Raw genomic sequence first — 23,449 nt, 5'->3', positions numbered from 1 at the left:
ATAACACGGGTAGAGTATTTCATTTCTGCTGGAAGAGGATTTGATGTCGTTTCAGAGGCGCTTGCATCGTTATGCACGGTCCTTACGCCGGGGACTTCACGTCCTGGCGGCTCCCGTAAAGGGCGATAACGGTCGGGGCGGGCTGTTTATCGAGGCCTACCGGGGCTATGGCTCCCGCAGTCGCCTGTTCCTGATGGGACGGGTGTTCCGGCAGCCTGGTTTCGGAGAATCCTGGAGGGAAGACCGGCTTCGCCGGGATCTCATCGACCTGATCCGGAGACTGCTGCGCAAGCCAATCGCCGGAGCCCGTGTGCGGGTCCGCTACAAAGACACCGACACGGCTGTGCATACCGACCGGCAGGGTTTCTTTCGGGTCACTATGGAGCTGGGTACCATGCCATCGGATGTTTCCTGGCATGAGATGCAACTGTCACTGGACAGCCCGCCGGATGAGCGTGCCGCCACCACTGGCAGGTTCTTTACCCCGTTGCCCCGTGCCCGTTACGGAGTGATCAGCGATATTGACGATACAGTCGTCTACACCGGGGTCGCCAATACCGCCAGAATGATGTGGCGGCTGTTTGCCCAGGGCGCTGAAAGCCGCGTGGTTTTTCCCGGTGTGCCAGCCCTGTATCAGGCATTTCATGCGGGCCGGGATGGTGACGAGGAAAACCCCCTGTTCTATGTTTCCCGGGCCCCCTGGAGTATCTATCAGGTGTTGGTGGAGGTTTTTCGCCGTAACCGGATTCCCCATGGGCCGATCCTGATCCTGCGGGAATGGGGAATGAAACGAGGCAGCCTGCTGCCGAGACGGACGAAGGATCACAAGCAGGACGCGATTCGCCATATCCTTGAGATGTACCCTGACATGCGGTTTATTCTGATCGGTGATTCCGGACAGCGTGACCCCGAGGTCTACAACCGCATTCTGGGGGAATACCCTGGCCGTATACTGGGTATCTACATCCGGGATGTCAGCAATACCCGAGAGCGCTCGGAGGCTATCGACAGGCTCGCCCGTGAGGCCCGTGAGGCGGGTTGTGACCTGATACTGGCGGCCGACAATCTGGCAATGGCGGAACATGCGGCCAGTGAAGGACTCATCGGCGACCGGGGTGTGAATGCAGTGCGGGAAGAGCAGAAGCGCTTCGAGCAGGAAGACCACTGATTCCGTCGCGGCCCGCCACTGTTACCCAGGGGATAGGCCGGTTTTCTTATGCGTCGGAATCGTAACTGGCCAGGTCCACGTCCGCCGCCTGGTTACGCAGAGGAACCAGTTCCTGATACGCCGGTGAATCATGCCAGTTAACCACGGATTCCAGGTCCGGAAAGCGGATCACCACGATATCCGTGTGGGGGTGTTGGCCACTCAGCACTGTCGCCCCCGTCCCGCGAAGCAGGATCTCAGCGCCCCAGGGGCTCAGGGTTTCGGCAACCCTGCTGCGGTATTCTTCCCATTTGGCCGGGTCTTTTATGGTGATCTGGCCGATTGCGTAGGCTGGCATTTTATTCGCTCCTGCTCACAATGCGCCAGTCTGGAAAACTGCTCGTACTCTACCTCACCATCTGGCTCGTAAACTGGCTGTCAGCTGTATTGATACCTGTTACGCCAGCAAAACTCCATCACCAAAAAAGGTGCCCTCGTGTCCACCAGCGTCCAGATGAGCGATATTCACCTCGCCTACCAAACAGAGTCAGGTGTGGTTTCGGTTCTCAACAGTGCCTCGCTCACAGTCCCGCCCGGTGAGACGCTGGCCATTACCGGCCCGTCTGGCAGCGGCAAAACGTCGCTGCTCCTTCTTCTCTCCGGTCTGCAGCGCCCGGACAGGGGCGAAATTCTGGTTGGCAGCCAGCGTCTCGGGGACATGAATTCCAACACTCTGGCTGACTGGCGCAGTGAGCATCTGGGCATCATCTTCCAGTCATTCCACCTGCTACCTGGGCTCACCGCACTTGGTAACGTCAGCCTGCCACTTGAGATTGCGGGGCAGGCAAGCGCCCGCGAGCAGGCCCTTGCCATGCTGGACGCCGTAGGCCTGAGCCATCGGCTGCAGCATTACCCAGGGCAGCTGTCCGGGGGTGAGCAGCAGCGTGTCGCCATCGCCCGGGCACTGGTCCACCAGCCCAGCCTGCTGCTGGGGGATGAGCCGACAGGCAACCTGGACCAGGAAACCGGCGAGAAGGTGCTCTCGCTGCTGTTCGATCTCCACAAACAAAGCAGGTCGACGCTGGTACTGGTGACCCACGACGAGCGGGTCGCCGGGCGCTGTCAGCACCGGGTGCGGATGGAAGGCGGGCGCCTCCATGAAGTCTGAAACTGCCTCCAGGCCCCTGTGGATGCTGAAATTCGCGGTCACCGATCTGCGATCACGCATCTCAGCCCTCAAGGTCTTTCTCGCCTGCCTCATCCTCGGCGTGACCCTCGTGGCGGCTACCGCCAGCCTCTACCGGGTGATCGAACAGAGCCTGTTGGCGGATACCCGCGCACTGCTGGGTGGAGATGTTGAGCTCGATGCCAGTGAGCCTTTGCCGGATGAGGTGCTCGACTGGATTCGCCGCACCGGCAGCATATCGCTGGTTCGGGAGCTGGATACCATGGTCAGTGGCAGTGAGGGTGAAGGCTTCTTCCGAGCAGAGATACTGATTCCGGATGCAGCCTATCCGCTCTACGGTGAGCTGCAGTTGGCACCGGATAAACCACGTACGCAGCTCAATGCAAGGAAAGGCGGTCTCTGGGGAGCCATCATCGACCCCATGCTTGCTGAGCGCCTGGGTCAGTCCATCGGCGACGAGATTGAAATCGGCGCAGCGACCTTTCGCATCAGCGGCCTTATTGAGGCCCAGCCGGATCGCTCCCTCAATGCCAACTGGCGTGGCCTGCCGATCATGATTTCGGAGCAGGCGCTGGAGGCAACCAACCTGATGAGGCCGGGCAGCCGGGTCGACTACGAATACCGGGTGCAGACCGATCAGGATCTGAACGTCTGGCTGCAGGAATTCGAACAGGCTTTTCCCGCTACAAACTGGGACACCACCACCTTCGCCGAGCGCAGCGAACGGCTCTCTGACCGGCTTGATCAGCTTGCCACGGCGCTCATTCTGATCGCTTTCACCACGCTGTTCATCGGCGGTCTGGGTGTTGCCAACAGCATTCACGCCTACCTGGACGAAAAACTGGGCACCATTGCCACATTGCAGACCCTGGGGCTGCGTCGCAAACCTCTGGTAGGCATTTATCTTTTGCAGATCGGTATACTGGGCAGCCTGGCTGGCCTCATAGGCGGCGGAATCGGTCTGGGACTTGCTGCCGTGGCGATCAGCCTGGCCGGCGACACCTTTGTGGTGTCCGGGCCTGGCGGAGCAGGGGGAAACTGGACAGGTCTGTGGTTCGTGCCTTTGCTCCTGAGCTGGCTGTTTGCCGTGCTGACGGCCTATATCTTCGCGCTGCCGGCTCTGGCGAGAGCACTGGCTGCCTCACCGGCCGGGCTTTTCCGGGGTCAGGTTCAGGCTGCCAGTCATGAGCCCCGCAGCTGGCGGATAGCCAGCTACCTGTTGCTGGCGGTTTACATCTCCGCCATTCTCGTCTGGCTGCCGTCCCCACAACTGGGGTTCCTGTTCCTGCTAGCCGTTATCCTGCTCTGGGGCTTGCTGGAAGGCCTGATCAAGGGGCTACGCCTTGGTGCCAAAGCGCTTGAAAACGGCGGCTTCGCCGATCGTAACTTTGCGCGTCGGCTGGCGCTGGCCAATCTCCACAGGCCTGATTCGCCATTGCGGGCAACGCTGCTTTCCCTGGGCACAGCGCTGACTCTTGTGGTGGCTTGCACCCTGATTGTAGCCTCTCTCCTGCGAGCGCTGGAAACCACCATACCGGCCGATTCACCCGCGCTGATTCTGTATGAGGTATTTCCGGATCAGATGGATGCAGTGGAATCCGGCCTTGAATCCCTTGACCCCTCCAGCAGGACAGAGCTGTTGCCACTGGTTCGGGCCCGTCTGGCAGAGATCAACCAGCAGCCGATTGCAGAGGTTCTTGCAGACAATCCGCAAGCCAGACGCGAGGCCATGGGTGATGAATACAAGCTCACCTACCTGTCGGGAAATCCGGAAGGCCTTGAGCTGGTGACAGGCAACTGGTGGGCGCAACCTGCACCAGCGGGCGAGCCAGCCTTCATGGCCATGGAGGATCGCGAGGCCAACGAACTCGGGTTGACCGTCGGGGACCAGGTAGAGTTCACAGCCCAGAACCGGACTATTACCGCCGAAATCCGCGCCATATACCGCCAGAAGGGCCTGCAGACCCGCTTCTGGTTCGAAGGTATTCTTCAGGACGGCGCGCTGGACGGGTTAATCAGCCTGTACGTAGGGGCGGTCTATCAGAGCGACCCGGCCGCAAAAGAGTCCCAGCAATGGCTGGCCAGGAACATCCCCAACGTGATCACCCTACGCACCGCCGACTGGCTCGAGACAGCCGGCGATCTGCTCAACAAGGCGGCTGCCGGTCTTGCAGCGGTTGCAACCGTCAGTCTTCTGGCAAGCCTGCTTGTGCTGTCCAGCGTGGTGAGCGTCAGCCGCAGGCGACAGCTCTACGAGGCCAATCTGCTGCACTGCCTGGGTGCCAGGCATCAGGCCATCCGGCTTTCCATGCTGCTCGAAACCGGCTTGCTGACCCTGCTCGCGACTGTCTTCGCCACGGCGCTCGGGTCGCTGATCGCCCTGCCAGTGGCCGCCACAGCGCTGAAACTGCCGGCGGGGGGCCTCTGGTGGATGGGCGCACTGGTGGCGGGTACAGTGAGTTCACTGGCCCTGCTGGGTGGACTGGTGCCGACGCTGAGGGCGATGCGACTGAATCCGGCGGTCTTGTTGCGGGATGCCTGAGTAAGCGCGGAATTTATCCAGTATTGTTAAATCGTTCTGAGATCGTTATCGGAGGCCTTTATGCCAACCTACACAGTCACAACCGCGAATCTCGCTCTTTCGCCCCAGCAGAAATCCCGGATAGCCGATGCCATAACCACCGCCCACAGTAACCAGACCGGTGCGCCCAGGTTTTTTGCCCAGGTTATCTTCTCGGCTGTTGCCGAGGGCGACCACTTCGTGGGCGGCAAGGGCAACTCTGAGCCTCAGCTTTTCGTGTCTGGTTTGATCCGGGAGGGCCGCAGCGACGAAGTCAAACAGGCTCTGATGAGCCAGATGCTCGTGGAGATAACTGCCACTGCCGGTGTATCAGCGACGCATGTCTGGATTTACCTGCAGGATATTCCGGCCACACAGATGATGGAGTTCGGTCGATTCCTGCCGGCCCCGGGGCAAGAGGAAGCGTGGATACAGGAAATGAATGATCAAAAATAGATCTGTTCCGGATTTCCAAAAAAGGGAGTCAGGTCATCAGTGGTTATGCGAAACTATAGTTGACGTATGTAACTATCCGATTAAGGAAATCGAGAAATAATGTGATGTATGCGGGGGCGCTGGTGCCCGGTCCGGCGTAATTCTCACGGACGTGGGCGTTATCAGAAGCTCAGTTCCGGTTCTTCAGAACCGTATAAATCCGGGATACCGCCCCGGCCTCCGTGTTGTTTTCCAGCATGTCCTCAAGCAACTCAAGAACCCGTTTCTCATCGTTGCTGCGAAAGCCGGGCCAATACACATAGGGCACCAGCTCCGGGTTCCTGATGAAGAAGAGGGCGGTTTCTTCCGGATGCCTGTCGATGTCTCCGCGCAGGCCCACGGTGAAACGATCGCCCTCGCTGTCTCTCAGTGTCACCAACAGTGAATTGTCCCGTTCTATGAAGCGGGTTTCCTCCACGGAAACAGGCTCCGCAAGATTGGGCACCGATGTTATGTAGTACTGAAACCCGAGAAACGTTAGCAGCACGATGAGCAGTGTCGCCAGAGCAATGGACTTGATCATCAGGAGGATTCCGCATTGGTCAAAAAGGAGGCGTATGGTAACTCTGGACCGGGCCGTAAGCACCTCGAAGCGATGAAAATTCAGGTATGAGCTGGGCATTACGCTGTTTACCGAGGCAGTTAACGTCCCCGATCCTGAGCTCTCAGTGCGCCTCGTCCGTGCGGCGCATGATGTGACGGAAGTAGCATGCCACTGTGGATTGAAAATGAAAGCGACCACTATCAGAAACCGGCAGGTGCGGGTGGTACATGTCTCACAGTAAACGGTCAATCGCCAGACGGAGGACCGGCGAGCGTCTTGATACGGTATGTTGTGGAAGACGGCCGGCTTAAAGCTGAGGAAGTCCATTACGAGCTGCTGGAGACGTCCAGCCAGCAGCCAGGAGAGGCCAGATGCCCCTCAGAATTCAGCCTGGAGTATCCGGAGGCAGAGTAGTCCGACCTCGGGACTGCGCTTCAGACTACCTGAGCTGACTATCCTTGCTACCCCGACGGTTAATGCCGCCAGTTGAAGTTTCCTGCTTTTCAAGCTCGGATTGGCAGGCAACACAGAGCCGGACGCCGGGAATCGCCTTGCGGCGCGCTTCCGGAATGGGAGCGTCACATTCTTCACAGCGGGCGGCGCTTTCACCCGCAGTCAACTGGCTCCGTGCGCGCTGCACGGCGTCTTCAACGCTTGCGTCGATCTGATCCTGAACCGCGCCATCCCGTGACCAGCCACCTGCCATAGGGCTCTCCTGTTTCTCAAGGATTGATGTCGTCAGAGTTTGCCATGTTTCCGCCTGTACAGCCGCAGAATCCCCCTCACAGTAACGTCCAGCTGACTGCCAGTGGAGTAGTCCCCCTGCACCACGTAGTTTGCTCTCTCTTCTGAGATCAGCTTCTCGATCTTCTCCTGGGTGCTGCGCTCGCCCCATTTCTCACCATCGAACACGGCGATACTGCATCCGCCCTGTGCCTTGACCATCTTCATCGCCGGGATATCCGTGTCTCCGTCACCAAAATAAATGATTCGGTCGAAAGGGAAGGGGCGATCCCGGGGTTCGATGTATTCATTGATGGTGATGTTATCCCAGCTGTTCTCAATGCCCTTGTTGATGCGAAACAGGTACTGGGTCTTGGTGGTGTAGTCGATGGCAACGGCGGGCCATTTGGCTCGGCCGGTGTCTTCATCGTAGTGATAGCGGCATCCAAAGATCTTCTTGAAATGCTTGGCCACCGAGGTTCCGCGAATCATCTCCTCCAGCCCGCTGGAGACGATGTAATGGTTCAGCGCAATGCCCTGGTCGCTGGCGAAGCGATTAATCGCATCAAACCAGTTTTCCACGCCGGGAAACAGGGGGATGGACTGGCCGTGCTTCCGGAGTCTTTCCGGCGTCAGCTCGTCGTGCTTCCCCACATCACGGGCGCGCTTTGCCAGCTCGCCGAGGTAGGTGAGTATCTCGTCACCATCGCGCTCGTGGTTCTTCCGTTTCACCTCCGGCCAGAAATCGGAGTCTTCGTTCAGGCCGAGGCTCGGCATCAGGCCGTATTCAGCGCAGTTGCCACGGGCGAGTGTACCGTCGAAGTCGTAAACCAGAGCGCATTGCATGGATTGTCTTCCTTGTTTGGGGTCGCTTCTATGATAGTTGCCCCATGGGTTCTACCCCGTTTTCACGGTTTGCCCATGAAACACCGGCTCGCCTCCATACCGGCAGCAGGCGCTGGTGTCATATTGTGTGCCACACACAGATCCTTACAAAACAAATATTTATAAACCTGTTTTTATCCGCAATAGGGTGTATAACAGTCCCCAGCCGTGTAATTACACGGCCTCTCCAAAAGCGCAAACCTAAGCGCATTCAGATAAACCTCTGTGCCTCGAAAATAACTCGAACGTGCACAAGGCTTCCGAGAATGAGTACGTGTTGCTCACTTCCATCAACCGGTATTTACACACAACGTGTTCGGCTGGTTTAAAAATAGCAGGTTTTATTATGGGTATTCTCAGCAAATACTCCCGGTCGATTATGACCTTTTCCATTGCACTAATGTCAGTCTCACTGGTCGCGTGTAGCGATAGCAATAATGGTAGCAGCATCGTCAGTGAGGAAACTCCGGTTCCCATTGCTTCACTGGCAGTCACCTCTACTGGCCCGGCTTCCGATGCGGTCGGCGTAGCCACAAACACCCTCGTCACTGCTACTTTCAGTGAAGCAATCAGTGCAGGAACGCTGGATTCCTCCAGCTTTACTGTCGGTGTTACCGGTGGTTCGGCGATGACGGGTAACGTCACCCTGGATACTGCCACCAATACGGGCATCTTTAAGGCTGCCGGCGGCGCTTTCTCGGACAGCACCGCATATACAGCTGTTATCACTACTGCAGTAGAGTCAGCCGATGGTAAGACTCTGCCCAGTAACTACGAGTGGAGCTTTACCACCGGTGCCGCGGCGGATATCACCCCTCCAGAGGTTACTTCAACCGATCCTGCTGATGCAGCCACTGGTGTTGCGATCAACCGGAACATTACCGCCAATTTCAGCGAAGCAATGAATGTGGCGACTATCAACAGTTCAACGTTTACGGTAACGGATAACAATACGGATCCTGTAAGGGGTACGGTAGAAGTTATTGGCACTACCGCCGTATTCAATCCTGAGAATGACCTTGCTACTGGCACCGAATACACAGCCACACTTACCACTGAGGTTAAAGATCTTGCAGCAAATCCTCTTGCGGCAAACTTTGTCTGGTCGTTCGTTACTGGCAGTAGCGTAGCACAGGGGCCGGCTCCCGTTGTCCTGGGCACTGCAGGTGATTACGTGATACTGGCTAAAACTGGTATTTCTACCACCGGCACCACTGCGATCACCGGCGACATTGCTGTCAGCCCAGCTGCAGAGAGCTTTATCACCGGTTTTTCCTTGACGCGTGATGCAACTGACACTTTCTCCACTTCGAGCCCTTCGAGCCTAGTGACTGGCAAAGTCTTTGCTGCCAACATGGCTTCACCGACCCCATCCATGCTTACTACTGCTGTAAGCGACATGGAAACCGCCTACACAGATGCAGCTGGCCGCTCTAACCCTGACGCCACCGAACTCGGTGCAGGCAACATCAGTGGTATGAACCTTACTCCTGGCCTTTACAAATGGAGCAGCGGATTGTTGATTACGACGAATGTGACTCTGACTGGTAACGCTAACGATGTCTGGATTCTTCAGATCGCTGGGGACCTTACAGTGAGCAACGGCGTTATCGTCAAACTTGAAGGCGGTGCAGTAGCGAAGAATGTGTTCTGGCAGGTAGGTGGCAAAACCACCTTCGGTACTACAAGCGACGTAAAAGGTATCTTCCTTAGCAAAACCAAGATTGTTTTGGAGACCGAAGCCACGCTCAATGGTCGCGCACTGTCTCAGACAGCGGTGACCCTGGATGCCAATGCGGTAACGCAGCCGGAATAGTAAAACCTGCGGCACGGAAGCTGTAGAATAAAAAAGGACCCCTCGGGGTCCTTTTTCGTTGTTGACGAGTCCCCGTTGATCCGGGATTTTTACAGAGTCATGCGGACAACCCGCGCCCGCTGGCCGGCGAACCACTGCAGACAACGGTCGCTGACTGAATTCAGTGACCGAACGAAAAACCGCGACTCTGGTCGCGGTTTTTTTATGGAATTCAGTAAATAAAGATAGAGTGACGAAGTTAATGGGTCGTTCTAATATCACACCATCATCGATCTCCGTGAAGGGACGCAAATGGATAACGACGGCTGGCTGGGGTTGGTAGATCGTTTTGTGGCTGCACCTTTTACGGAGACCGGCTGGCATGACGCATTAAGTGGACTTTCCGAAGCAACAGGTTCCCGGTCAAGCCAGCTTATCGGCTACGGGTCTGGTCCGGCACCATTTTTTAACTGCCTCGCAGATCCAGAGGCAGAACGCATGGGTGACTTTTTTGTTGCGGGTGGGGGATCACCGGAGCTCAACCCAAGGCTGGTAGTGGGGCTGAACTCACCAGAACTGAGAATCCTCACTGATGACGATGTGATGAGCCCGGCTGAGCGGAAACACCACCCCTTTTACGCCGAGCTGCTCCGGCCGACGGACACCACATCCATATGCGCAACGAACCTGCTCAAAGACCGGGAGATGATGGTTGGCCTGGCCGTGTTGCGACGCCCCCAGGAGGGCGAAATCGAGCCAGAACAGCATCGGTTGTTTGCGTCCCTCGCTCTGCATGCCAGAGCGGCATTCAAAACCCAGATTCTCCTTGAGAACCGTGGCGCCGAAATCCTTGCAGGTGCATTGGAAAGCCTGATGCTGACCGCATTCATCTGTGACAGCGATGGTTATGTCCGCGCAATGACGCCATCGGCGGCGTCGGCACTTTCAATGGCGAATTACCTGACCATGCGCTGCGGGCATCTGGCCACGACGCTGACTGGCCAAAAGCCGAATCTGGGGGAAACCATTTCCTGGGTAGCGCTCGGCCTGCCGGGCGTCTCAAAGCCCCAGTCAAAAAGCCTGCTGGTTCGAAGCCGGAGAGGCGGCCATCTGGTGTTGGATATTGTACCTTTGCCCCGTATTGGCTCGCAGCTTAACCATGGGCCGCGGGTGCTTGTTCTGGCCCGGGACCGCCAGCGCAAACGGACAGATTCAATGGCGCTGTTAAAAGCTGCGTTCGACCTGACCGAAGCCGAGGGAGCAATCGCCTTGCTGGTCTCAGACGGCTACAGCCCCGAAAGGATTGCAAGCGAACGCGGGGTGTCGCCGGGAACCGTGCGTATTCAGCTGAAGACAGTGTTTTCAAAATTGGGCGCCCATAGTCAGGTCGAACTTGCTGCAGCCGTCAGGCCCTTCCTCTGAATATTTTCGCCCCTATCCCATATGGGATATGTCGCTTCTTGCGCCTGTTGATAGTTTTGATCAAAGCCGGCCAGACATCTTTTGATGTGATCTGCCTGCTTTATGTAAGGATCTTTAATATCAACCGGGAAGGACGAGAGTGCCATGCAAATACTCAGGACAATCAGCATTGCAGGTTTTATTTCACTGGCAGGATGTGGAGGTGGAAGCGATAGCGATAGCGACAGCGGAACAGCGTCTCCATCTGCGCCGGAGGTGCAGACAGGGATTTTTCTGGATAGCCCGGTCATCAATATTGGCTATCGAACAGCTACACGAACCGGCCAGACCAATGCCGAGGGACAGTATCAATACCTCCCAGGAGAAAGTGTTACCTTTTTCATTGGGCAGCTGGAGTTCCCGCCAGTGCTCGCCTCCGGTGTCGTAACCCCACTTGATCTGGCGGGAACCCGTAACACCCGTGATCCGGAGGTCGTCAACATGATCCGGCTATTGCAGAGCCTTGACCGTGACGGCAACGCGGACAACGGAATAAACATCACGGAGTCCGCCAAAGCTGCCGCCACACCGGTCAACTTCGCGTTATCGGAAGTCGGGTTTGCGGCGTCGAGTGCGGTATCAACCCTGATCATGCAGGGTGGGCAGGACACTGCTGTCACCAGTCTGGTACCCACTGAGCAGGCAGTTGCACATCTGGAAGAGTCATTGACTCAGGCCGGCCAGCCTCATGGTCAGCTTCTGGGAGCCTGGAAGTTTGGTCCGGAGGCCCTTTTGATGTTCCTGCCTGAGGGTGAATATTTCGCCATTCAGTGGAAAGAGCAAAACAATTTCGTGGGCTTTGAAAAGGGGACCTATGAATATCAGGGAAGCGCTCTTAATGTCAGGGTCAGCCAGAATAACGATGGGGAAGCCCTCCTGTGTAATGCAGAGGCCGGCCTGACCTGTGAAGACAAATCCTACGATGCCGTTGTAACCGGCGATGTGCTGTCCTTTGATACAGGCCCCGACGGAGTGTTCAATTTTGATCGGCAGCTGTTAAAGCCGGATGGCATTGTGGGGATCTGGGAAATCAATGGTGCAATCGATACTGATGGAACGCTGCTGGTGTTTCTTGAGAACGGAGAATACTTTGGCATTGAATGGGGTGTTGAACCGAGTGGGTTCGAGCAGGGCACCTATAGTTACGACAACGGTCAGCTTCTGATCTCGACGTCAGTAAACAATGACGATGACACGCTGCTTTGCAACGTGGCGGCCTCATCCAATTGCACGAATCAACCCTATGACATCACCGTTAGCGGTGACGTTCTAACGATTATCGATTCAGAAACCACCGGTTTTAGCCGCAGGCTTTGATCTGACGACTCTGGCTGGCTAGTGGGCGTCCCGGTTTTGGCCAGCACTTTCTTAACAATTGCCTAAATAATGTGGCGCTCTTCGGTTACAAAAAAACGTGTATTCTCCATGTCGGCGAAGCGGCGCTCATCGGGTTGAATGTCGCGGACATAATCCGGGTCGGAAAAGAATTTCTCCTTGTGCTCAACGCTGTCGAACCAGAGTTCTGCGGTTCCGTCATATGCTGCGTTGCCCGAAGCGTCATATTCGGATGCGAGGGTATGACACTGGATGTATTTTCGGATGTATCGCTGCGCCGCCGGATTGTTTTTGACCAGTGCGGCATGCTGGTTTTGCCAGTGGTTCTGAAAGTCTGTGACAGATAATTCCGGATTTTTCTTGATAGCGACAATGACTTTAATCATCTTTTTAAATCCTGCCTTGAAAGAATTCGCGCGCTGGTTTTCACGTTCACGGTTTTGATGATCACAGTGTCAGCAACAGAATCAATAGCGCCAGACTGGAGAACCCGGCGAGGCCGTAGGTCAGGGTGCGCGCCAGAGGGCCGGTCGATACGCCTAAATCGTGCAGCCCATGAAAGATACGGTGGGCACAGTGCCAGAGGCTCAGCGCAACAATAATCAGTACCGCGCCTTTTACCCACAGGCTCTGAGCCAGTGCGTGCAGGCTTTCATAGTTGTATGCCGCTTCAGGCAATAAGTGCAAGGGCAGCAGAAGGCCTATCAGCAATACGATGACCGGTGCGCAAAAAGCGCTGATCACGCCACCTGCGCCAAACAGAGACCAGAAAAAGGGTTCATGATGTTTCCAGCGCATGGTCAGGCCCCCCAGTAAACGGCAACAAGCAGAAACAGACTCACCAGCCCGAAGACCAGCCAGTGTCCGATCACGACCTGCTGATGAACAACAGCCTTGCCGGCGATAAATTTCGGCATGGCCTTGGGTGCGATCGCAAACCAGGTCGTGGTATGCACCATGGCCATGATGAGTGTCAGACCGCTGAAGGTCAGCATCAGTGGATGCTGTTGCCATGCCAGCCAGGCAGTCCATGCTGCTTCCCCCCGACTCAGTTGCAGGACGCCAGGGATGAGATTCAGCATCCAGAGGCCAATGAAGACGCTGGTTGCCTCTCGCACCATGTATCGGCGATAGACGGATCGTCGCATGTACCACAAGGGATCACGGGGACGATGATAGGGTGGTTGGCGCATCAGCTGGCTCCTTTTGGCAAGAGCCATGAAAGTGCCCAGTCTGTTGCACCCCGGACTTTTTCCTGTTGTATGGCGGATGCAGGATCAACGGATTTCGGGCAGACTTCGGAGCAGTATCCGACAAATGTACAGGACCAGACGCCGTCTTCTTCGTTCAGTGGGGGCGCGCGATCCGCGTTGCCCTGATCCCGGTTATCCTGGTTATAACGATGGGCCAGTGAGATCGCCGCGGGGCCAAGAAACGCCGGGTTCAGTCCGAACTGCGGGCAGGCGCTGTAGCACAGCAGGCAGTTAATGCACATGCTGTACTGCGCAAACAGGGCCAGTTCTTTCGGCGTCTGTCTGTTCTCGCCGGCCTGTATGGTTTCCCTTTCATGACTCGCAGACACCCCCGGTTTTCCGGAACGGGCGTTGGCCACGGCATCAATAATGTAAGGTTTGACGCTTTCCAGCTTTTCCAGAAAGGGCTCCTGATCGATCACAAGATCCCGTTCAATGCCAAAATTTTCCAGTGGTTCAACGCGAATCGGCCTGGGATAGTAGTCCCGCAGGAAGGTTTCGCAGGCCAGCTTGGGTATGCCGTCAAACATCATGCCGCAGGAGCCACAGACAGCCATACGACAGGACCACCGGTAGGACAGGCTTGAATCCAGCTCATCCTTGATATAGCCCAGCGCATCGAGCATGGACCAGTCTTCAACGTAGGGGATTTCAAAACGTTGAAACGTGGGTTCCGAATGCGTTCCCGGGATATAGCGCAGGATTTCCAGCGTCATTCGGGCTTCGTTTTTTGAGGATGCGGTTTCTGTTTTATTGTTTGCTGTTGTGATTGTCATGATCCGCTCTCCTGCTTGTCTTGCTGATCCCCCGCTGCGCCGTAGGCGCGCTCTTTTGGCTGGGAGCGGGTGATGTTAACGGCCTCATAGTCCAGTATGGGGCCGCCCGGCGAATAGCGCATCAAGGTGTGCCTGAGGTACTTCTCATCGTCGCGGGTTTTATAGTCATCGAGCCGCTGATGGGCGCCACGGCTTTCTTTTCGGTGTAGCGCCGATGTCGCCATCACCTGAGCCAGTTCCAGGCAGGACCGCAGTTCCAGCGTCGTCAGAAATTCAGTATTGAAAACCCGGCTTTGATCTTCGACATTGACCTGTGTGTAACGGGCCTTGAGTTCGTTGATCGTATCCAGACCCGTTTGCATTTCATCGCCGAGTCGATAGATGCCAAAGGCCTTTTCCATGGCTGCCGCCATTTCATGACGCAAATGGCTGGATTTTTCCGTTCCTTTTTGCTCTCTCAGTGCTGTCAGTTCCGCCACTTTATCTTTGGCAAAGCTGAGCAGTGTGTCGTTGTTGCAGGGCGGCTGTCTGGAAGCGTGGTCGACTGCCTGTTCCCCTGCAACCTTGCCAAAGACCAGCAGTTCAGACAGCGAATTCGAGCCAAGTCGATTGGCGCCATGCAGGCCGATACTGGAGCATTCTCCTGCGGCATAGAGTCCGGCAATTTCCGTCTGTGTGCGGATGTCTGTCCGGATGCCGCCCATGGTGTAATGGACGGCGGGTCGGACGGGAATCGGTTCCCTGGCCGGATCAATCCCGACATAGTGTCTGGCCAGCGAACAGATCATCGGGAGACGTTGGAGCAATCTGGCTTCGCCCAGATGGGTCAGGTCGAGCATCACCGCATCGCCCAGCGGCGTCGGGACGGTATTACCCTTGCGCTGCTCATGCCAGAAGGCCTGGCTCAGTTTGTCCCTCGGCCCAAGCTCCATGTACTTGTTTTCCGGCTTGCCGATTGGCGTCTCGGGTCCCAGGCCATAGTCCTGCAGATATCGGTAGCCATGGCGGTTCAGCAGGATCCCGCCTTCACCCCGACAGCCTTCGGTAATCAGAACGCCGGAGCCGGGCAGGCCGGTCGGGTGGTACTGCACGAACTCCATATCCCGCAACGGAGCACCGGCGCGATAGGCCATACTCATGCCGTCACCGGTGACGATGGAGCCATTGGTGTTGAAGCGGAAGACCCGGCCCGCACCACCGGTGGCCAGCACAATGGCCTTGCCGAGAAAGACCTTGATGTCACCGGTTTTTATCTCGATGGCAATAACCCCCTGACAGCGTCCGTCATCAACGATCAGATCGGTGCAGAAGAACTCATCGAAACGATGGATGCTGGGATATTGCAGCGAGGTCTGAAACAGGGTGTGCAGTATATGGAAGCCGGTTTTGTCTGCGGCGTACCAGGTGCGCTCGATTTTCATGCCACCAAAACGTCGTACCGCCGCGCTGCCATCTTCCCTGCGCGACCACGGGCAGCCCCAGTGTTCCAGCTGCACCATCTCCTCGGTGGCGTGGTGAGTGAAGTAGTCCACCACGTCCTGATCACACAACCAGTCACCACCGGACACGGTGTCGTTAAAATGATTCTCAAGGGAGTCATGGGTCTGAACGACCCCGGCGGCACCACCTTCGGCGCACACCGTGTGGCTTCGCATCGGATAGACTTTGGAGATCAGGGCGACCTTTCCGGCGGGGTTGGCTTGCGCTGCGGCAATGGCGGATCGCAATCCGGCACCCCCGGCACCTATGACAATGACATCGGCATCAATGGTCGCGAATGCTTCAGACATAAGTGCGTTCCGTCTTTGGAAACTGTTATTTTTAGGACAGCATTAATCGCATTATGTCCTGATTGAACCTGAGTTCAAGTAATAAACATCGCGTTTGATGGCTATTTTTCGCGCCAACGATGTTCACCAAAGCTGGAAGAACAATGGCCCCGACTGGGAGCGTAAAGCTGTTGTTCAGGGTGTTTCGTTTGCAGGCGGGCTTAGCGTGGGCATGCACGTCAGGTCTTCCTTGCACTGGTTTGAAAGGGATGTCGCCGATGCAACGGTTCAGGGTTTGATGGTGGTGTTTCTGAGTGCTCCTTTCTTTTACTTTTTAAAGCCATAGCCGGAAATAAATGGCTCAGGCGAAAAAGAGATCTGTCCCGGATTTGGGGAACCGCGCATTCATATCCCAAGTCATATTTGCCAAGGAACAGCCCGCTTATTTTGGCATTTTTTCACTGTTCCAGACATTCAACCTCGTAATCCGGGTTAAAGTTCTCTGATAACTTTATATAATCATTAAGCATGTTTTGAAAATGCTTTCCATGGATTAATTTAATTAGGCCATGCCATTCAGGTCGCGGATTTTTATGCCTCGGTAATTAATAGCAACCACGCGCTCATTTGCGACCAAATGGTTATAACCTGTAATTCCTGTAATTCCTGTAATTCCTGTAATGCTAAAAAATCCAAGGTGCTTGTGCTGACAGAAGAAAAGGTATCCAGCCTCAGATCACAAGCATGCCAGCCGATTTGACAGGGGTTGAGTGCACTTCTCCGCAGGGTGCTTCACCAGCGCTGGGACAGGCCTCGGCGGCCGATGTCTGCGATGCAGCACCGGTCATCAGCAATGATGCTCCGCCGGTTTTCCCGATAGCGGTCAATACGGTGACCTGGTCGGCAACGGACGCCCAGGGCCTGGTATCGAGTTGCACCAGCACGGTGGAAATTCAGGACACGACTCCGCCGGAGATCACTGCAGTTGTGCCTTCCACCCAGGTTCTGTGGCCACCCAACCATGAACTGGTGGATGTCAGAGTGCAGATCAGCCCGACATCCCCATCAGTCGTCACCCACTAACCCCGCCTGGCAGGGCTGCGTTCGGCTGTCTGGCAACACGCTCGCTGTCGGGCGCCACCTCCAGCAGTCGGCGAGACCAGAGCGCAACGGATTCTTTATCACCTGACAGGGTCGCCGCGTGGGCAGCACCTGAGAGGGTGTTATAGCGTTGCGGCCAGGTGCCATCCGAATTTTCGTACGCAGCCAGCGCCTCAGCCGGCCTGTCCAGGGCCAGCAGCAGGTCACCCAGGGCCTCATAGGGTGGCAGCAGGGCGCCAGGTGAAACCGGGTGTTTCTCGACACTGGCCTCCAGTTCCCCGGCAGAGCGCATCAGAGAGACTGCCAGCTCAGGGTTACCCTCCGCTTTTGCGATCCAGCCGGCCAGAATTCGTCGATCCACCTCAATATAGGTCGAGAAACGCTGATCGGCGCCGGCCGCGGCGTTTTCCGCCAGTACAGACAGCTGCTGTTCCGCTTCCCGGGCGACTTTCATGTCGCCGGTGTGAACGGCGCCCAGGCCCCGCGCGAACCAGGTCAGTCCATCAGGCCAGGGGAATTTCGCCCAATCAATCGTTCTGGAGTCACGGGGAACAAGGGCAGCGGCCGCTTCCCAGTCCCGGGTTTCCACCGCCAGCCGCGCTGGTATGGAAGCCTGATGAAAAACGCCGGGGAAGTTCGCCTGGTGGGGCCCAGTGGTGCGTGCTCTTGCCCCCACGTCTCTTGCTGCGCTGTCTTCGCCGCGCTGCAGGTGGCCATACACCAGATAGTCCAGAGCGTGTATGTAGTGGAAGGATTTGGCGCCATCCATGACATGGCTCACCGCAATATCGGCAGAGCGGCGGTTCCACTCAATGACCCCTGGCCAGTCTCCGACCCGGACAAAAATATGGGACGGCATATGCAGGGCGTGGGGCACACTGGGAGCGATCGCCCCGTAGGAGGCCACAATGCCGGTGGCGTTCCCGGCGCGGCCATCGGCATCGGTGGAGTGAATGGAATAATGCACCGCGCCCGGGTGGCTGGGGTCAGCATCCCAGACCCGGCGCAGGACCTGTTCGGCTTCATCGTGCAGGGCTTCGCGGTCGTCGGCCGAAACCGCCAGCGTCAGGCGCGAGAGCGCGTAGAGCGAGGCGACATCCGGATCCTCGGGAAACCCCTGGTAGGCCGCCTCCATGCCCCTGATCCAGCCGGCCAGTCGCTCCTGAACGCGATCGGTTTCCGGGTCGAAAAAGGCTCCCGTGGCCTCAATAAGGCGCCGCTCACGGGGCGCAGTCACCGTGTCCCTCGCTTTCCGGATTGCTTCGCGGCCACGGGCGATGTCGTCCGCGCTCGGGGTGGTGCCCCATAACGGCTGGAACAGTGCAGTGGCAATGCCCCAGTGGGCCATGGCGCAGCCCGGATCCGCGCGGACAACTGCCTCAAACTCCCCGCGGGCCTGGGTGTACATCATGTGGTGAATCATTCCCAGCGCGTGGTCCACATCGGCACGCACAGCCTTGTCGCAGGCGGCCTGGAAGTTGACGGTGCCAATGGCATCGGCCGCATGGGAATTGTCCAGGGTTTGCTGTGCTGCAAGTGGAAGGGAAAAGCCAAGGGAGGAAAAAAGAACGGCAAGACCGAGTGATGATTTCATGACGTGACTCCGGCAGTAGTGCTGCGGTTGGAGCCGGCATGTTGTACATCGATCAGGGGCTGAAAACACAGCAACAGCAGCTGGTCCAGCATGCGTGGCTTGAAACTTTTACGCTACTCCCGTTCCGGTTACTTGGCTAGCGGTACGTGGTTCAATCCTGAACCGGGCGGCGTCAATGAAAGCCTAAGCTGGAAACCAGGTCTGTCCCGGAGTTTCGTACGCTCCGCACCACCCTTTTCTTGACGCTGTAACGGCCCCTTCTGGATTACCGCTCCTGGACAGGTTCAATCCGCTTACAGGCCTTTACCGCCTCCTTTATCGAAGCGCTCATGGGCGTATCCTTGAACTGGTCTGCGATGTAGAGCGATACTGGCATGGTGCCTGCCAGTTGCACGAATGCCGACTGCTCGGTCAACGCCATAAGCTTGTCCAGCGTCTCCCGCGGAATGATGGTCAGGTCGGCGCGACCGGATTCCAGCAGCGCCACCACCTGTTCCCACCTACTCGCCTCGATTATTTTTGCAGCGGGATCTGTAACAAATCGCTCCACCGCAAACTCCCGAAGGAAGGCGTAGGTCAGACCGGCGGTGGCGGCGATATCCGGGATCTTGCGAAAGGAAACAGACACGAAATCGACACTCAGAAGCTCACCACCGAATTCAGCATATGCATCGCGCGTGGGGTGTTTGGCGAGGGGCAGGGCGGCGGCCACTTCCCCGATGCGAAGGTGGTACAATGCTCTTTTCTGGGGCAGTTGGACAAAACTGAACGGACCATCCGCCCGCGCAAATACGCATTGATAAAAAGCGCTGGCCTCTCCGGTCAGGGTACCGAACTCCGCCGCAACAACTTCTGGGGTTTCCTGGCTTACGGCCACCGTATACACGCTGGCCCAGGCACCCGGCATCAGCCACCACAAGCAAAGCCATAGCCCTATGAAAGCTGAGCGCCTGCTGCTGGTCTTCAAGCTTCCGGGGAAAACCATCCGTCGACCGAGTGTCATGCGCTCTTCCAGAACCATTGCAATACATGAGGGAACATTGAAGGTACGACCGCAAACCTGTTGCGGATGTCACTTTACGGCCCAGCAGTCAGAAAAGACCAGGTGCACTTCAGAGTCTGGTCTCCTGGCGGTGGCAACACCACCCTCAACCAGCCTGTGCCTGAAGCGCTCCACGCGCCGCCGGTTAACCCCCAGATCATAAAATCCCACCAGCGACTGGGATCGGACATCCAGACTTTCCCTGTCCTCACTCACCAGAACCTCAAAGTAGTCGGGAAAGCCGAGCAGGTCGCTATAAAAGGTCATATCCAGATAGCCATAGCGCGAATCATTGAGGGAAGCGCCGGGCATTTCAGTGGCCACAGCCTTAACGGCGTCCCATGTCGGCTCATCCAGTGGCCCAGACAGCTGAATGGGCTCAACGCGATAAAGGCCAACCGAGGAGGTGCTGGATACACAGTTCAGGAAGGGCGTGCAGCCATCAAGACTGAACCCGGTCCCGGAGGAGGGTATATTGCTGGTGGAAGCGCAGGCTGTTAGCAGGAGCAGTGTCAGTAGAGCAAAAAATCGCATGTTTGATTCCGGATTGTTCATCGCCAGGTTGGAATCCAGTGTAGCACCACGCTGGTGGCCGGTTTTTAAGGTTTGACCTGCGGGGTGAGCCCCAATTGAAAATAAACTTGTCCCGGATTTTCAAAAAATGGGTCTGTCCTGAATTTCGAGAATCACCCCTCTTCTTTCAAAACCAGGCTGACCAGCCTGTGAACCAGCGGCGACACCACAAGTATGGTGGGGAAGGCGACCGAAAACGCAAAAAGCCAGGCGCTCAGCCAGATCGAAATGATATTGCTGACCCAGCCCACGTTAAAAACACTGATCACCAGCGACATGATGCAGGACATCAGAAGCGACATGAAAAACGAAAACACTATTCTGTGATATTTGCGGTCAATCATTTTTCTCTCTTCGCGACATTCGTAGGAGCCCGGCCAAATCGCCGACAGACCCGGGGCAATTTTTCCAGATCGTGCACAGGAACGGCCCCTCGAGAATACCGACCATCCTCTTAACGCTACAAGTAGATGTGCGGCCGATGGCAGCCACTGGTTGCCTGGAGGCCTTTTCTGGCCGTGGGTGACGGATAATAAATCTTTGCCGGGTCTTCCCATGATTCAGCGGTGGTGGGCTGGTGCCCGACGGATCTTCCACTACTATCAAGGTAAGTGTTGGCGCTGGAGACGACGTTACCGTGGGACTGTCGATCAGGAAAACGGAATTTTCAGCAGATGAGTTTGAGCGTTTTGCTGCCAAGGTCCGGACGGACCTTAAAGCACTTACTCGTCTTCTGAACCGACCCGGCTTTGGTGACGGAGAGAGTTCCATTGGCGCCGAGGTGGAGTTCTACATCGTGAACTCCGACCTGCGGGTTCAGCCCATCAACACAGAAATCGCCGCCCGCGTGCAGGACCCTCAACTGACGGTTGAGCTCAACCGTTTCAATCTCGAATACAATCTCAGCCCCCAGGTGTTCAGGGGGGAGCCGTTTGCCCGAACAGAGCAAGAGCTGCTCGCTGCCATCCAGCGAATCAACCGGCATGCTGCATCACTCGATGGCGAACTGGTACCGATTGGCATTCTGCCCACACTTCGTGAGTCAGATATGGGGGCAAAGGTGATGACAGACGAACCCCGCTACCATGCTCTGTCCAATGCGCTGCTCAAACAGCGGGGCGAACCGTTCAGCATCCACATTCGTGGCAATGATGTTATCGATCTTGAAGCCGATGACGTCTACATGGAAGGGGCCAATACCTCGTTCCAGCTGCACTGGCGTGTCCCCGCCGACCGTTTCGCCGATTATTTCAATGCGGTCCAGCTGGTGACGCCGGTTGTCCTGGCTCTGGCCAGTAATTCGCCCAGTCTGTTTGGTCACCACCTCTGGGACGAAACCCGTATTGCCCTGTTCAAGCAATCCATCGACAGCCGTTCCCCCAATCATAAAACCTGGCGCCATCCATCAAGGGTCTATTATGGAAACGGCTGGGCGCGCAATGCCTGGGAACTGTTCGCAGCCTCCGCGTCACTGTATCCCCCTATCATTCCACTGATGTCGGATGAAGATCCGATGGCGATCATTGATCGCGGCGAGGTGCCCGAACTGACCGAACTGCGCCTGCACCATGGAACCACATGGCCCTGGAACCGAGCCATTTTTGATCACGCAGACGGGGGGCATCTGCGCATCGAGATTCGTTCCATGCCGGCGGGCCCCACTGCCGTTGATATGAGTGCGAACGGACTGTTCGTGATTGGGGCTGCGTTGGCGGTACTCGATGACATCGATCATCTGACCTCGATACTCCCCTTCCATTACACCGAACACAACTTTTACCGGGCAGCCAAATATGGCATAGGCGCCGAAATCATCTGGCCCCACAAGGATCAGGTTCAGTTGCAGGATACGCCCCTGTTGACCGTGGCCCGCGAACTGCTGCCGCGCGCCCGGGAGGCATTGAAAAGAACAGCCGTGGACGAGACAGAAATTCACCGCCTGCTGGGAATTATCGAAGGCCGTATTGAAGCCAACCTGTCTGGCGCCCGGTGGCAGCGCCGTATCACCGAGTCTTTCCTTCAGACCCAGAGTCCTGATGAGGCATTCCGGAGTATGCTGTCTCTGTACATGGCCAACCAGAAGAAAAACATCCCGCTCCATGAATGGTCACTGTCACCATGAGCAATCCGAACATTCTTGATTATCTCAATGATCCGTCGCCCAGGACGCTATGTCGTTCCCCCCTTGAGTGGCTGGAGCGCCTGCAAAAGCCCACGATAGTGCGTATTGCTGGTCGCGACCGCTCACGTACACGAGCCATGGCAACGCTCATTCACGGCAACGAGCCTTCGGGTTTTTTTGCGCTTCACCGGTGGTTACTGGAGCAGCACACGCCTGAGGTCAACATGCTGTTTCTGCTCGGAGGCGTCTATCCCGCGAAGATTCCCCCTGCATTTTCATTTCGCCAGCTGCCCGAAGGGCTCGACCTCAACCGGTGCTTCAAAGAACCTTTCGAGAGGGAAGAAGGTGCCATAGCAGAAGCCATGCTGGCAGAGCTTCACAAGGCGCAACCTGAATGCCTGCTGGACGTGCACAACACCTCAGGTTCAGGCCCGGCCTTCGCTGTGACCATCACCAATGACGCCGAACATCAGGCGCTGACCTCGCTCTACACCGACCGCCTCATAATGACGGACCTTCGCCTGGGTGCACTGATGGAATACTCTGACCAGGAAGTGCCCACGGTCACCATCGAGTGTGGCGGGGCCCAGGATGATCAGGCTCATCAACTGGCGTACGAGGGACTCGTTCGGTACACCTCAAGACCGGACGTGTTGTCGCTGGAAAAAACAGAGTGGGACGTCGCCGTACTGCGAAACCCGATTCGGGTGGAACTGGCTCCTGAAGCGACCATAGAGTACCGCTCTGAGCCCAGCGGGCAGGCTGACCTCACGTTTCCACCAGACATAGAACACCGCAATTTCGGGATTGTTTCCCCGGATGAACCTCTGGGGTGGGTTGGAGAAAAAGGCCTGAGCATACTTACAGCGATCAGCCACAACCGGAGCGAGACCATGGAGCAGGTTCTTCGAGTCAGGGATGGGCAGATCTACCCCGTCCAGGCCATCAAAGCCTTTATGATTACCACCAACCCGGTCATTGCAAAGAGTGACTGCCTGTTCTATGCGGTCAAAGCCACGGGCGAACCCATTTTTTAGAACCCAGTGAGCGACAGCCTGGATGCCCCGAGCCACGAAGCGGTGGAAAAA

23 protein-coding genes are annotated in these 23,449 nt (G+C 56.7%); 10 read left to right on the top strand and 13 right to left on the bottom strand.

The annotated features are described in order from the left end of the window. Positions 1–43: 43 nt before the first annotated feature. A complete protein-coding gene (locus LG327_RS15420) occupies positions 44–1,168 on the top strand; it encodes an App1 family protein (protein WP_404363228.1) in 1,125 nt (374 codons plus the stop codon). Between the two features lie 46 nt (positions 1,169–1,214). On the opposite strand, the gene LG327_RS15415 is transcribed toward LG327_RS15420, so the two are convergent. Beyond that, positions 1,215–1,505 (bottom strand): DUF1330 domain-containing protein, encoded by a 291-nt coding sequence (locus tag LG327_RS15415; RefSeq protein WP_404363226.1) that lies wholly within the window; start codon positions 1,503–1,505, stop codon positions 1,215–1,217. 156 nt (positions 1,506–1,661) lie between these two features. On the opposite strand from LG327_RS15415, the gene LG327_RS15410 reads away from it, so the two are divergent. From LG327_RS15410 to LG327_RS15400, 3 genes are read left to right on the top strand one after another with little or no spacing between them, the layout of a single operon-like run. Next, positions 1,662–2,315 (top strand): ABC transporter ATP-binding protein, encoded by a 654-nt coding sequence (locus LG327_RS15410; protein WP_404369467.1) that lies wholly within the window; start codon positions 1,662–1,664, stop codon positions 2,313–2,315. Continuing rightward, positions 2,305–4,875, top strand: coding sequence for an ABC transporter permease (locus tag LG327_RS15405; RefSeq protein WP_404363224.1), 2,571 nt, complete (start codon positions 2,305–2,307; stop codon positions 4,873–4,875). The genes LG327_RS15410 and LG327_RS15405 overlap by 11 nt, the downstream gene beginning before the upstream one ends. Positions 4,876–4,935: 60 nt before the next feature. After that, positions 4,936–5,349 carry a tautomerase family protein gene (locus LG327_RS15400; protein ID WP_404363223.1) on the top strand — a complete coding sequence of 138 codons (414 nt, stop codon included), beginning with the start codon at positions 4,936–4,938 and terminating at the stop codon, positions 5,347–5,349. A gap of 169 nt (positions 5,350–5,518) precedes the next feature. Here the strand turns inward: LG327_RS15400 and LG327_RS15395 are convergent, their stop codons facing one another. The 3 genes from LG327_RS15395 to LG327_RS15385 all read right to left on the bottom strand — a co-directional run bounded on the left by LG327_RS15395 (position 5,519) and on the right by LG327_RS15385 (position 7,501). Further along, on the bottom strand, positions 5,519–5,911 hold the full coding sequence (locus LG327_RS15395) for a hypothetical protein (RefSeq protein ID WP_404363221.1): 393 nt from the start codon (positions 5,909–5,911) through the stop codon (positions 5,519–5,521). Between the two features lie 460 nt (positions 5,912–6,371). Then, a complete protein-coding gene (locus LG327_RS15390; protein ID WP_404363219.1) occupies positions 6,372–6,638 on the bottom strand; it encodes a DksA/TraR family C4-type zinc finger protein in 267 nt (88 codons plus the stop codon). 32 nt (positions 6,639–6,670) lie between these two features. Continuing rightward, complete coding sequence (locus tag LG327_RS15385; RefSeq protein ID WP_404363217.1) at positions 6,671–7,501, bottom strand: HAD family hydrolase; 831 nt, start codon at positions 7,499–7,501, stop codon at positions 6,671–6,673. Positions 7,502–7,886: 385 nt separating this feature from the next. Between LG327_RS15385 and LG327_RS15380 the strand changes: the two genes are divergently transcribed. The 3 genes from LG327_RS15380 to LG327_RS15370 all read left to right on the top strand — a co-directional run bounded on the left by LG327_RS15380 (position 7,887) and on the right by LG327_RS15370 (position 12,113). Further along, complete coding sequence (locus tag LG327_RS15380) at positions 7,887–9,356, top strand: ice-binding family protein (RefSeq protein WP_404363215.1); 1,470 nt, start codon at positions 7,887–7,889, stop codon at positions 9,354–9,356. Positions 9,357–9,833: 477 nt separating this feature from the next. Further along, positions 9,834–10,757: a LuxR C-terminal-related transcriptional regulator gene (locus LG327_RS15375; protein ID WP_404363213.1), complete on the top strand. Its 924-nt coding sequence runs from the start codon at positions 9,834–9,836 to the stop codon at positions 10,755–10,757. A 144-nt stretch (positions 10,758–10,901) separates the two neighbouring features. Then, positions 10,902–12,113 (top strand): hypothetical protein, encoded by a 1,212-nt coding sequence (locus LG327_RS15370; RefSeq protein WP_404363211.1) that lies wholly within the window; start codon positions 10,902–10,904, stop codon positions 12,111–12,113. Positions 12,114–12,175: 62 nt separating this feature from the next. Here the strand turns inward: LG327_RS15370 and LG327_RS15365 are convergent, their stop codons facing one another. From LG327_RS15365 to frdA, 5 genes are all read right to left on the bottom strand, one after another. After that, a complete protein-coding gene (locus tag LG327_RS15365) occupies positions 12,176–12,517 on the bottom strand; it encodes an EthD domain-containing protein (protein ID WP_404363210.1) in 342 nt (113 codons plus the stop codon). Between the two features lie 61 nt (positions 12,518–12,578). Further along, entirely contained in the window at positions 12,579–12,929 is a 351-nt protein-coding gene (gene frdD, locus LG327_RS15360; RefSeq protein ID WP_404363208.1) for a fumarate reductase subunit FrdD, read from the bottom strand. 2 nt (positions 12,930–12,931) lie between these two features. Further along, a complete protein-coding gene (locus LG327_RS15355) occupies positions 12,932–13,324 on the bottom strand; it encodes a hypothetical protein (protein ID WP_404363206.1) in 393 nt (130 codons plus the stop codon). Then, the gene (locus LG327_RS15350; RefSeq protein ID WP_404363204.1) at positions 13,324–14,160 is read right to left on the bottom strand and encodes a succinate dehydrogenase/fumarate reductase iron-sulfur subunit; all 837 of its coding nucleotides are present in this window, start codon (positions 14,158–14,160) and stop codon (positions 13,324–13,326) included. Before LG327_RS15350 ends, LG327_RS15355 begins: the two co-directional genes overlap by 1 nt. After that, entirely contained in the window at positions 14,157–15,950 is a 1,794-nt protein-coding gene (gene frdA, locus LG327_RS15345; RefSeq protein WP_404363203.1) for a fumarate reductase (quinol) flavoprotein subunit, read from the bottom strand. Before frdA ends, LG327_RS15350 begins: the two co-directional genes overlap by 4 nt. A 723-nt stretch (positions 15,951–16,673) precedes the next feature. Between frdA and LG327_RS15340 the strand changes: the two genes are divergently transcribed. Next, a complete protein-coding gene (locus LG327_RS15340) occupies positions 16,674–17,012 on the top strand; it encodes a hypothetical protein (protein WP_404363201.1) in 339 nt (112 codons plus the stop codon). On the opposite strand, the gene LG327_RS15335 is transcribed toward LG327_RS15340, so the two are convergent. The 4 genes from LG327_RS15335 to LG327_RS15320 form a co-directional block, all read right to left on the bottom strand. Continuing rightward, positions 17,002–18,624 carry a hypothetical protein gene (locus tag LG327_RS15335; protein WP_404363200.1) on the bottom strand — a complete coding sequence of 541 codons (1,623 nt, stop codon included), beginning with the start codon at positions 18,622–18,624 and terminating at the stop codon, positions 17,002–17,004. The genes LG327_RS15340 and LG327_RS15335 overlap by 11 nt on opposite strands. 265 nt (positions 18,625–18,889) lie before the next feature. Continuing rightward, positions 18,890–19,531, bottom strand: coding sequence for a hypothetical protein (locus LG327_RS15330; protein WP_404363199.1), 642 nt, complete (start codon positions 19,529–19,531; stop codon positions 18,890–18,892). A 165-nt stretch (positions 19,532–19,696) separates the two neighbouring features. After that, positions 19,697–20,200: a DUF1499 domain-containing protein gene (locus tag LG327_RS15325; protein WP_404363198.1), complete on the bottom strand. Its 504-nt coding sequence runs from the start codon at positions 20,198–20,200 to the stop codon at positions 19,697–19,699. Between the two features lie 152 nt (positions 20,201–20,352). Next, on the bottom strand, positions 20,353–20,583 hold the full coding sequence (locus LG327_RS15320) for a DUF2798 domain-containing protein (protein ID WP_404363196.1): 231 nt from the start codon (positions 20,581–20,583) through the stop codon (positions 20,353–20,355). 233 nt (positions 20,584–20,816) lie between these two features. Here LG327_RS15320 and LG327_RS15315 point away from each other — a divergent pair, with 233 nt between their 5' ends. Beyond that, positions 20,817–22,361, top strand: a complete 1,545-nt coding sequence (locus LG327_RS15315) for a hypothetical protein (RefSeq protein ID WP_404363195.1) — start codon at positions 20,817–20,819, stop codon at positions 22,359–22,361. Then, entirely contained in the window at positions 22,358–23,398 is a 1,041-nt protein-coding gene (locus tag LG327_RS15310) for a succinylglutamate desuccinylase (RefSeq protein ID WP_404363194.1), read from the top strand. Before LG327_RS15315 ends, LG327_RS15310 begins: the two co-directional genes overlap by 4 nt. The last annotated feature ends 51 nt before the right edge of the window (positions 23,399–23,449 follow it).

Origin of the sequence: Marinobacter sp. (genome assembly GCF_044799475.1) — a bacterium.
Classification (GTDB): Bacteria; Pseudomonadota; Gammaproteobacteria; order Pseudomonadales; family Oleiphilaceae; genus Marinobacter.
The sequence above is the reverse complement of the archived record's forward strand: the minus strand, read 5'-3'. Positions and strand labels throughout refer to the sequence as shown.

Excerpts from the sequence above, each read along its gene's own strand:
- LG327_RS15375 (WP_404363213.1), top strand. The coding sequence starts at position 9,834 with ATGGGTGACTTTTTTGTTGCGGGTGGGGGATCACCGGAGCTCAACCCA.
- LG327_RS15385 (WP_404363217.1), bottom strand. The coding sequence starts at position 7,501 with ATGCAATGCGCTCTGGTTTACGACTTCGACGGTACACTCGCCCGTGGC.
- LG327_RS15330 (WP_404363199.1), bottom strand. The coding sequence starts at position 19,531 with ATGCCGGGTGCCTGGGCCAGCGTGTATACGGTGGCCGTAAGCCAGGAA.
- LG327_RS15410 (WP_404369467.1), top strand. The coding sequence starts at position 1,662 with ATGAGCGATATTCACCTCGCCTACCAAACAGAGTCAGGTGTGGTTTCG.
- frdD (WP_404363208.1), bottom strand. The coding sequence starts at position 12,929 with ATGCGCTGGAAACATCATGAACCCTTTTTCTGGTCTCTGTTTGGCGCA.
- LG327_RS15310 (WP_404363194.1), top strand. The coding sequence starts at position 22,358 with ATGAGCAATCCGAACATTCTTGATTATCTCAATGATCCGTCGCCCAGG.
- LG327_RS15320 (WP_404363196.1), bottom strand. The coding sequence starts at position 20,583 with ATGATTGACCGCAAATATCACAGAATAGTGTTTTCGTTTTTCATGTCG.
- LG327_RS15365 (WP_404363210.1), bottom strand. The coding sequence starts at position 12,517 with ATGATTAAAGTCATTGTCGCTATCAAGAAAAATCCGGAATTATCTGTC.
- LG327_RS15380 (WP_404363215.1), top strand. The coding sequence starts at position 7,887 with ATGGGTATTCTCAGCAAATACTCCCGGTCGATTATGACCTTTTCCATT.
- LG327_RS15340 (WP_404363201.1), top strand. The coding sequence starts at position 16,674 with ATGCCAGCCGATTTGACAGGGGTTGAGTGCACTTCTCCGCAGGGTGCT.
- LG327_RS15335 (WP_404363200.1), bottom strand. The coding sequence starts at position 18,624 with ATGAAATCATCACTCGGTCTTGCCGTTCTTTTTTCCTCCCTTGGCTTT.
- LG327_RS15325 (WP_404363198.1), bottom strand. The coding sequence starts at position 20,200 with ATGCGATTTTTTGCTCTACTGACACTGCTCCTGCTAACAGCCTGCGCT.
- LG327_RS15370 (WP_404363211.1), top strand. The coding sequence starts at position 10,902 with ATGCAAATACTCAGGACAATCAGCATTGCAGGTTTTATTTCACTGGCA.
- frdA (WP_404363203.1), bottom strand. The coding sequence starts at position 15,950 with ATGTCTGAAGCATTCGCGACCATTGATGCCGATGTCATTGTCATAGGT.
- LG327_RS15405 (WP_404363224.1), top strand. The coding sequence starts at position 2,305 with ATGAAGTCTGAAACTGCCTCCAGGCCCCTGTGGATGCTGAAATTCGCG.
- LG327_RS15420 (WP_404363228.1), top strand. The coding sequence starts at position 44 with ATGTCGTTTCAGAGGCGCTTGCATCGTTATGCACGGTCCTTACGCCGG.
- LG327_RS15355 (WP_404363206.1), bottom strand. The coding sequence starts at position 13,324 with ATGCGCCAACCACCCTATCATCGTCCCCGTGATCCCTTGTGGTACATG.
- LG327_RS15415 (WP_404363226.1), bottom strand. The coding sequence starts at position 1,505 with ATGCCAGCCTACGCAATCGGCCAGATCACCATAAAAGACCCGGCCAAA.
- LG327_RS15350 (WP_404363204.1), bottom strand. The coding sequence starts at position 14,160 with ATGACAATCACAACAGCAAACAATAAAACAGAAACCGCATCCTCAAAA.
- LG327_RS15390 (WP_404363219.1), bottom strand. The coding sequence starts at position 6,638 with ATGGCAGGTGGCTGGTCACGGGATGGCGCGGTTCAGGATCAGATCGAC.
- LG327_RS15395 (WP_404363221.1), bottom strand. The coding sequence starts at position 5,911 with ATGATCAAGTCCATTGCTCTGGCGACACTGCTCATCGTGCTGCTAACG.
- LG327_RS15400 (WP_404363223.1), top strand. The coding sequence starts at position 4,936 with ATGCCAACCTACACAGTCACAACCGCGAATCTCGCTCTTTCGCCCCAG.